This is a genomic window from Actinomadura sp. KC345, assembly GCF_004348515.1.
Lineage (GTDB): Bacteria > Actinomycetota > Actinomycetes > Streptosporangiales > Streptosporangiaceae > Spirillospora.
On the sequence record NZ_SMKH01000306.1, the window covers coordinates 1 to 8932 of the forward strand.

General features: G+C 70.7%; 7 protein-coding genes and 1 pseudogene. 4 read left to right on the forward strand and 4 right to left on the reverse strand.

Translation table 11 applies throughout. From position 1 onward, the window contains the following. Nucleotides 1–258 (reverse strand): annotated as a pseudogene (locus E1281_RS33170) (cytochrome P450); the annotation flags it as partial. Here E1281_RS33170 and E1281_RS33175 point away from each other — a divergent pair. Together E1281_RS33175 and E1281_RS33180 are read left to right on the forward strand one after the other, a co-directional pair. Continuing rightward, complete coding sequence (locus E1281_RS33175; RefSeq protein WP_207943639.1) at nt 253–675, forward strand: PaaI family thioesterase; 423 nt, start codon at nt 253–255, stop codon at nt 673–675. The pseudogene E1281_RS33170 and the gene E1281_RS33175 sit on opposite strands and share 6 nt — an antisense overlap. Before the next feature lies 1 nt (nt 676). Beyond that, nucleotides 677–1366, forward strand: a complete 690-nt coding sequence (locus E1281_RS33180) for a dienelactone hydrolase family protein (protein WP_131883667.1) — start codon at nt 677–679, stop codon at nt 1364–1366. On the opposite strand, the gene E1281_RS33185 is transcribed toward E1281_RS33180, so the two are convergent. After that, complete coding sequence (locus tag E1281_RS33185; protein WP_131883668.1) at nt 1361–2206, reverse strand: ADP-ribosylglycohydrolase family protein; 846 nt, start codon at nt 2204–2206, stop codon at nt 1361–1363. The genes E1281_RS33180 and E1281_RS33185 overlap by 6 nt on opposite strands. Further along, entirely contained in the window at nt 2203–4851 is a 2649-nt protein-coding gene (locus tag E1281_RS33190; RefSeq protein WP_131883669.1) for a LuxR family transcriptional regulator, read from the reverse strand. Before E1281_RS33190 ends, E1281_RS33185 begins: the two co-directional genes overlap by 4 nt. Before the next feature lie 100 nt (nt 4852–4951). On the opposite strand from E1281_RS33190, the gene E1281_RS33195 reads away from it, so the two are divergent. Then, nucleotides 4952–6025: an alkene reductase gene (locus E1281_RS33195; RefSeq protein ID WP_207943640.1), complete on the forward strand. Its 1074-nt coding sequence runs from the start codon at nt 4952–4954 to the stop codon at nt 6023–6025. A gap of 194 nt (nt 6026–6219) precedes the next feature. Here the strand turns inward: E1281_RS33195 and E1281_RS33200 are convergent, their stop codons facing one another. Then, nucleotides 6220–6564, reverse strand: a complete 345-nt coding sequence (locus E1281_RS33200) for a C40 family peptidase (RefSeq protein ID WP_243717668.1) — start codon at nt 6562–6564, stop codon at nt 6220–6222. 945 nt (nt 6565–7509) lie between these two features. Here E1281_RS33200 and E1281_RS33205 point away from each other — a divergent pair. Next, entirely contained in the window at nt 7510–8904 is a 1395-nt protein-coding gene (locus tag E1281_RS33205; RefSeq protein ID WP_131883672.1) for a family 1 glycosylhydrolase, read from the forward strand. Nucleotides 8905–8932: the final 28 nt, after the last annotated feature.

Here is an 8932-nt window from a genome sequence, read left to right on the forward strand (position 1 = left end):
GACGAAGGCGAGATCCTCGGGCGTGTCGGGGTCGCGGATCTGGGTGGCGCCGAGGTTCGAGGAGAACAGGTCCGGTGAGCGCAGGACGTGTTTGACGTCGGCGTGCCGGAAGACCGCCCAGTAGCCGGGGCCCGCGGGCCACGGGCCGACCGCCGGTTCGGGCACCCAGGTGACCGGGGACTGGGCCCGCAGCTTCCTGAAGGTGTCGTACGGGACCCCGGTCGTGTAGGTGGACGGCAGGAAGATCTCCTCGTGCATGCCCTCAGCGTGCATCATGTGACGGTGAAGCCTGAAGAAATCCTGCGTGAGAATTTTGCGCCGTGGGTGTTGGACCTGGGCCTCGTCGTCGAGGAGGTCGGGGACGGCACCGCGGTGTTGCGGCTGCCGTGGTCGGACCGGCTGGCCCGGGAGGGCGGGGCGCTGTCCGGGCAGGCGTTGATGGCGGCGGCCGACACGGCGGTGGTCATCGCCGTGTCGGGGGCGAAGGGTGGGTTCGTCCCCATGACGACGGTGCAGCTCAGCACTTCTTTTCAGCGGCCCGTGGTGGGGCGGGACGTGCTGGTGGCGGTCGAGTTGACCAAGCTGGGGCGGACGCTGGCGTTCGCGGAGATCGGCATGACGGCGGATTCGAAGACCGTCGCGCATGCGAGCGCCGTTTACGCGATCATCGGGTGATATGACGCGCATTGAGAAGGTCGTTGTCCCGGACGGTGAGTTCAACCTGCACGTGTGGGCTCCGGAGGGCGGGGGGCCGGGGATCCTGCTCCTCCAGGAGATCTTCGGGGTCGGCGAGTACATGGAGGCGGTCGCCGGGGATCTGGTGGCGCTCGGGTATGTCGTCGCGGCGCCCGACATGTTCTGGCGGATCGAGCCGGAATGGGCGGTCGTGCACAACGAGGAGGCCGTGCCGAAGGGGATGTCAATGGTCTCCCAGTTCGACTGGGAGAAGGGCGTCGAGGACGCGGCGGCGGCGCTGGCGGTTCTGAAGGGGCTGCCGGGCGTCGGCAAGGTCGGTGTCCTGGGGTTCTGCTTCGGCGGGATGCTCGCGTATCTGCTGGGCGCCAGGGCCGAGATCGATTCTCTGGTGTCCTTCTACGGGTCGGGTGTGCCGGGTGCCCTGGACCAGATCGACGCCATCCGGAGTCCGGTGCAGTTCCACTTCGGTGGCGACGACCCGTACATCCCCCGGGAGGACGTCGCGAAGGTGGAACGTGCGGTAGACGGACGGGACGGCATGGAGATCCACGTCCAGGAGAACGGCGGGCACGCGTTCCACAACCGGAAGGCGCCGATGTTCTACCAGCCGGAACCCGCGGAGCGGGCGTGGCGGCTCACCGTGGACTTCCTCGCACGCACGCTCTCATAGCGCCCAGGACGGCAGCGGTTCGCAGTGGGGCAGCCAGGCGGCGGGGGCGCCGCCGACGATGCCGCCGACGATGGCGCAGGTGGTGTCGATGTCGCCACCGGCTGCGGCGGTCGTCCAGAAGGCGCTTTCGTAGTCGCCGAGGTGGCGTGCGGCGGCCCAGATGGTGAACGGGACGGTGTCGTGCGCGGCGACCTGGCGGCCGTTCCCGAGGACGGCGGACGCCGTGGCCGGGTCGCCGATGGTCAGGAGGTGACGGGCCTCGGCGATGCCCGTGCGGACCGTCCCGGAAGGGACGTGGCGGAGGACCTCGTCGATGAACTTGCCCGGTGCCGGTGTGGTGGGTGCGATGGCCGCGGCGACGGCCACGGCCATCGCGCCCGCTACCGCCTCGGGGTGAAAGTGCGTTACCTCGGCGGAGAGCGCGGCTTGGCGGGCCGCCTCGGCCGGGTCGTCCGCGAACCAGGCTCCGAGGGGCGCGACACGCATCGCGGCGCCGTTTCCCCACGAGCCCGCGCCGTCGAACGGTTCCCTGGCGAGGGTGCGCCAGTCGCCCCCTTCACGGATGAGCCGCAGAAGGCGTCCTGTGGAGGGACCGTAGCCGCGGTCGAAGTCGTGCCGCTCCGCGAAGCTCGCGGCTAGAGCGTCCTGGTCGATGGTTCCGTGCCGCGTGAGGACGAGGTAGATGGACGCCGCCATCTCGGTGTCGTCCGTCCACTGCCAAGGCCCAGGGGGAAGGGTCTGCGCTTCGAAGAAGGGGCGGTTGGCCGGGACGAAGAACTGGGAGCCCAGCGCGTCCCCTAGAGCGAGCCCTTGGAGAGCCGTGTACGCGTGCGTCGTCATGTGGTGGCGGGCTCCAGGGGGAGGCGGGACAGTTCCTTGCGGGACGAGATACCGAGCTTCGGATACGCCTTGTAGAGGTGGTACTCGACCGTTCGCGGGCTGAGGAAGAGCTGGGCGGCTATCTCGCGGCTGCTCGTGCCCGCCGCCGCCAGGCGGACAACCTGAAGCTCCTGCGGCGTGAGACGGTCCAGATAATCCGGCGAAGTCGCTACGGAAGAAGGCCCGGATTCACCGGTGGCCCGTAGTTCGGCGCGCGCGCGGTCCAGCCATGGGGTCGCGCGGAGGCGCTCGAAGATCTCAGCCGCCGAGCGGAGCGGAACACGTGCATCGGAGCGTCGGCGGGCCCGCCTCAGCCACTCGCCGTAGAGGAGTTCTGTGCGGGCCCGCTCGAACGGCCTCGTCGACCGTTCATGCATCTGGACAGCCCGTTCGTAGGGTTCTTCGCTGTCGGCCAGGAGGGCTTCGCAGTGCAGGGCCACCGCGAGAGCCCATGGCTGCTCTCCTGCCTCGGCCCAGGTGCGGAACCGCTCGAAGGGTGCGCGAGCGAGTTCGGCCTGCCCCGAGCGTACGGCCGCCTCGACGTGGTCGGCGGCGGAGACCATGCTGCCCGTGCTGTGGCGATGGCGGCCGTGGGCTATCTCTTCGAGCCGGCGGAGCGCGTCGTCGTAGCGGCCGAGGCCGAGATCGAGCAGCGCCAGTGCGCTGTCGGCGAGGCCGCCGTGCGGCTGCGGGGCCTCGGCGATCAGCTCCCGCAGCCGGACCTCGTCGCCTTCGATCGCAGCGACGCGTGTCAGGGCGGCGCTGAGGCGTCCCTCACGGTGGGGACGCCCGGTGTCGCGGGCCAGCGCGATCGCCTCGGCGACGGTGGCCTCCGCGTCCGCGTGCCGGCCGACCGCGATCTGCGTCTGGGCCAGCGTCTGCAGGACGTCCGGCAGCGCACCGATCAGGCCGTGCCGCCGCGAATGCGCGACCTCGGCGCCCGCCAGTTCCAGGGCCGCGTCGTCGTCCCCGACGATCAGCGCCAGCTGGGCGCCCCGAACCCGATCGTTCGGGGTGGTGCGGGTTTCGGTGACCAGTTGGTTGAGGAGGGGGAGGCCGCGGGGGTGGTCGCCTTCGGCGAGGAGGGCGAGGCCGTGGATCACGCGGTCGTCCGGGAGGAGTTCGGCGGCTCGCAGGACGGCGGGGAGTTCGCCGGACGTCCAGCCGTACACGGCACCGGTCCGCAGCATCGCGGTGCGTTCCTCCGGTGCGGCGCCGGCGGTGCCGTCGACCATCATGCGGGACGCGGCGCGCGGGTCGCCGCGCTCGTACTCGACGGTGGCGTGGACGCGGACGAGCCGCGCCAGCCCGGCGGGGTCGGTGGTGAGCTTCTCCGCCTGGACGGCCAGGTCCTCGGCTTCGTCGAGCCGTCCCGCCTGAAGGATCATGGCGGCTGCGGAGCCGAGCCGGGTGCCGCGCGCTTCGGGGGCGGGCGTCAGGTCCGCCGCCTGGCGGTAGAGCCGGGCCGCCGTCGCGTAGGCGACACGGCCACGGGCGCGCTCGGCCGCGCTCTGGAGGTCGGCGGCGATGTGCTCCTCCGGTGCCATGGTCGCGGACGCGCGGTGCCGGGCGCGGCAGTCCGGATCGTCGGCGATGTCGGCGATCGCCTGGTGGACCGCGATGCGCCGCGCGGCGGGTGCGCCATGGTACGCGGCGGCGCTGATCAGCGGGTGGCGGAAGGCGATGGTGCGCCCGGTCACCGTCACGAGCCGGGCGCGTTCGGCCTCCTCCAGGTCGGCGAGGCCGACGCCCATGTGGTGCGCCGCGTGCAGCAGCGACGGCACGTGCCCGCGCCCCTCGGCCGCCGCGATCAGCAGCATGAGCCGGGCGCTCTCGGGCAGGCGGCCGATCTGCGCGCGGAACGAGGCGAGGACGCGGTCGGCGACGGGCAGCGGGTCCGGGCCGTGCGCGAGGCCCGTCGGTACGGCGCCCAGTTCCTCCAGCGCGAGAGGGTTGCCGGCCGCCTCCCGGATCACCCGGTCGCGGACGGCGGGCGCGAGGTCCCGCGCCGCGAGGAGGCGCCGGGCGTCGTCGCGTCCCAGCCGTTCGACCCGCAGCTCCGGAAGGCCGGTGCCGGCGAACGCGTCGTCCCGGGCGGCGAACAGCATCACGACGCCCTCGGCCGCGAGGCGCCGCGTCGCGAACAGCAGTGCTTCGGCGGTCGCGGTATCGAGCCACTGCGCGTCGTCCACCAGGACGAGGGGCGGGCCGTCCTGCTCGGCCAGGTCGGCGAGCAGTGTCAGGACGGCGAGGCCGGTGGTGAAGCGGTCCGGCGTGGGGCCGGCGGTCGCGGTCTCCGGGCCACCGAGCGCGGAGCGCAGCGCGGCGGCCTGCGGGGGCGGGAGGGTCTCCAGCCGCTCCCGGACGGGCCACAGCAGTTGGGTGAGCCCCGCGTACGCGATGCCGGACTCCGCCTCGACCCCGGTCATCCGCAGGACGTGCGGAGGCCCGTCCGCGGGCAGGAGCGCGGCCGCCCCGGCGAGCAGCGCCGACTTGCCGACACCGGCCTCCCCGCGCAGGAGGAGCGCACCGCTGCGGCCATGATCGCGTGCCTCGGCGATCATCGAGGAGATCCGCGCCTGTTCGTCGTTCCGCCCGTAAAGCACGCCTCCAAACTACGGGGCTGACTACCGAAGTCATACGGATTCGCCCCGTGGTGAACGGCTCGTACGTTCTTGACCAGCTAGGACGTACTAGGAGGACATCATGCAGGAACTGTTCGAGCCACTGTCCGCGGGGAAGCTGGAACTGCCCAACCGCCTCGTGATGGCGCCGATGACCCGCAGCCGGGCCACCGAGGACGGCACCGTGACCGAGCTGACCGCCGAGTACTACCGGCAGCGTGCCGGCGCCGGACTGATCATCACCGAGGGCACGCAGCCGAGTGTCCGGGGCCAGGGATACATCCTCACGCCGGGCCTCCACTCCGAAGACCAGGTGGCGGCGTGGCGAGGCGTGACCGACGCGGTGCACGCCGAGGGCGGACGGATCTTCGCCCAGCTGATGCACGCGGGCCGTGTCGGTCATCCCGTCCTGTACCCGGACGGCGGGCTGCCGCTCGGGCCGTCGCCGCTCGCGTCCGGTGAGCGGCTGTTCACGCCGGACGGCATGCTCGACCACCCCGTTCCCCGTGAGATGACGCTGGACGACATCGCGCGGGCCGTGGAGGAGTTCGCCGCTTCGGCGCGCAACGCGATCGAGGCCGGGTTCGACGGAGTGGAGCTGCACGGAGCGAACGGCTACCTGATCCAGCAGTTCCTCGCCGACGGCAGCAACACGCGGACGGATGCGTACGGCGGAGGCATCGAGAACCGCATCCGGTTCGCCGTCGAGGTCGTTCGGGCGGTGTCCGACGCGGTCGGGGCCGAGCGGGTGGGCCTGCGCGTGTCCCCGGGCGGTTCCTCGCAGGGCGTCAGCGAGAGCGACACCCCCGAGCTGTACTCGGCCCTGATCGCGGCGCTCGCGCCCTACGGTCTCGCCTACCTGCACGTCCTGGAGGAGCTGAACCGGGATCTGACGCACCGGATCCGCGCCGAGTGGCCGGGGGTGCTGATCCTCAACCCGCATCCGACGGCGCGGTCGTTCCCGGCGGCGCCGGAGGACGGGGTCCAGGCGCTGCGGGACGGTGTGGCCGACGCGGTCGCCTTCGGCGAGTTGTGGCTGGCCAATCCCGACCTGCCCGCCCGCATCAGGGTCGGCGGCCCCTACAACGAGGCTGACCAGGCGACGTTCTACGGCGGTGACCACCGCGGCTACACCGACTACCCGGCCCTTGTCTGACGCGGGGGCAGGACCGGGTCGAGACGGCGGGGCGCCGCTGCGGGACGGAGCGGCCGCGCCGGCCCGGCCCGCGTCGCCGGGCCGGCGTAGGGACCGGGGCGAGAGCCCCGTGCCGGCCGGCACGGCGACGCCGGGCGGGCGGGCGGTCCGGGCCGCGGCAGGCGGTGTGTGCCGCCGGTGCGCGGCGGCCCCGGTCAGAGGCCGGGGCGGACGCCGCCGTTGAAGTTGCGCTTGTAGTAGCCGTTCAGCTTGATCTTCTTGACCTTGGAGCCCGAGTTGGGGGCGTGGATCATGTGGCCGTACCCGGCGTAGATGCCCATGTGGGTCCGGCCGTCGTAGAAGAACAGCAGGTCGCCCTTGACGGCCCCCTTCCAGGAGACCTTCTTCTTGACGGCGCGGTAGATCTGCTGGCTGGTGCGGGGGAGCTTCACCCCGGCCTTGCGCCAGGCGCCTCCGGCGAGGCCTGAGCAGTCCCACGAACCCGGGCCCGTCCCGCCGTAGCGATACGGGTCGCCTATCTGCTTCGAGGCGTATTTCACGGCCTGGGCCGCGCGCTTCTTCTGCTTGGCGGACCGGGATGCGGCGGCCTTGGTGGCCGTGAGGACGGCCTCCTGCGGCGGTGCCGCCGCTGCGGGAGCCGTCGTGAGAAGGGACGCTCCCAGCGCCGCGGCCGACGTGAGGACGCCGGCGGTGATTCCGGTCTTCGGGGTTATTCGGGGGGTATGCAGAATGACTCCAGACTTCGCGGGTGATGCCTACCGGGCAGCCGTCGTCCACGGGGTGTTCGCCATGGATTCGGGATGCGGCGGCCGCCCGGCCCCGAAAGGAAGAAGGGGAATGACGGCCGTGACCGGTCCCGTGCCTCTGAACTGCACGGATTCGGCGGCCGACGGCGGCTTTCCGGGAGGGGTCCCAGGGGACGGCCTCGGGGTGTCGTGACGGCCGGGCACGGAGGTGCCGGCGCCACGCCGCAGCCGCTCGTCGGAGTGCGTGTTCTGTTGTCCGGGCGGCCTTCTGTGCCGCATGAACCGAGCAGGAACGTAGACAAGATCGGGCGAACATGGCAAATCCCCCTCGGCGATTCCGTGTCGGCAGGCACTGGCAACGGGACGGCGCCCCGCCATTGCCCTGCGTCGATTACGGCTTCATTCCGGGACGTGTGAGACGTGTCACCGATCCCCGAATGAAGACCGGCGTCCATGCTCGCGCTCCGGACGAAGGCGGGGCGGTAGAACCACGTTCTGTGGAAAACCCCGGGAGCTCGGGTGGTCATTTGTGTGGTTGATCACAGATCGCTAAATGCCGTCGATCGTGGCCAATTCCGATGAATCCCCTCGGTTGCCATGCCGCCTCCTCCGGTGCGGGACGACCGGTGAAGCGGTCAGTCCGGATAGCTGGATTCGGTCAGGGACAGGGGTTGACGGGAGCGCCTGGGCCACCTGTAGTCCGAAGAACATTCATGTCCGGTTTTCGGAGGGAGTTCCGTGTTCGGCAGGCCCGGCAGAGCACGCCCCGTGCACGTCCTTACAGCCCTCGCTCTCTCGGTGGCGCTCGCGCTGACCGCGTCCCCTGCCGCCGCGTCCACGACGGCGCTCTCCACCACGGCGCTCTCCACCACGGCGCACACGCCCGCGACGGCCAAGTTCCCGCCCGGCTTCCTCTGGGGCGTCTCCACGTCCGGCTTCCAGAGCGAGGGGTCGTTCCCCGACAGCAACTGGACGAGGTACGCGGAGCGCGGCGGATCCGGGGTCGAGCACCCGTACGGCAACTCCGTCGACTTCAGGAACCGCTACCCCAGTGACCTGAAGCTCGCCAAGGGGCTCGGGGTCGACGTCTTCCGCACCTCCATCGAGTGGTCGCGGATAGAGCCGCGACGGGGCCACCGCGACCCGGAGGCGATCGCCTACTACGACGACCTCATCCGCCAGATCAAGGCGAATGGAATGCGGCCGATGCTCACGCTCGACCACTGGGTGTACCCGGGGTGGGTCGCCGACCAGGGCGCCTGGGACAACCCGCAGACCCAGAAGGACTGGCTGCGCAACGCCAAGTTCGTCGTCGACAGGTACAAGGACCAGGACGTCATCTGGATCACGTTCAACGAGGCGAGTTCCTACATCTTCGAGGAGCTGATGGCCCGTCCGCTGGACCTCGGGCAGATGTTGACCATGCGCGACGCCCTCATCAAGACGCACCGCGCCGCCTACGACATGATTCACAGAGTCGATCCGGGCGCCATGGTGTCGAGCAACGTGGCTTACGGCTCCGTCGTCAACGGCATCTTCGACGCGGCCATGTTCAACGACGTCACCGACAAGCTCGACTTCATCGGGATCGACTACTACTACGGCGCGAACCTGGAGAACCTGACCGCGATACACGCCCTCACCGGGGAGTACTGGAAGGTCGATCCGGAGCCGGAAGGGCTCTACTACGTCCTCAAGAACTACCAGCGCAGGCTGCCGCACCTGCCCGTCTACATCGTCGAACATGGCATGCCGACCGATGACGGCAGGCCGCGCCCAGACGGCTATACGCGCACCGACCATCTCCGCGACCACATGTACTGGATCCAGCGTGCGATGGCCGAAGGCGTGAAGATGATGGGCTACAACTACTGGAGCCTCACGGACAACTACGAGTGGGGGAGCTACCGCGCGCGCTTCGGCATCTACACGGTGGACGTGCTGACCGACCCGTCCCTGACACGCCGCCCGACCGACGCCGTCCCGACCTACCGGTCGATCATCGCGAACCGCGGCGTCCCGTCCGGGTATGTCCCGGTACGTAAGCCCGGCTGGTGCTCCATCGAGGATCCGATCGCCACCTGCTTCGGCGAGACACCGACCCCACCCGCCGAATACGCCGTCCCGCGCTGACCCCATATAAGCCACGAGAGCCCACGAG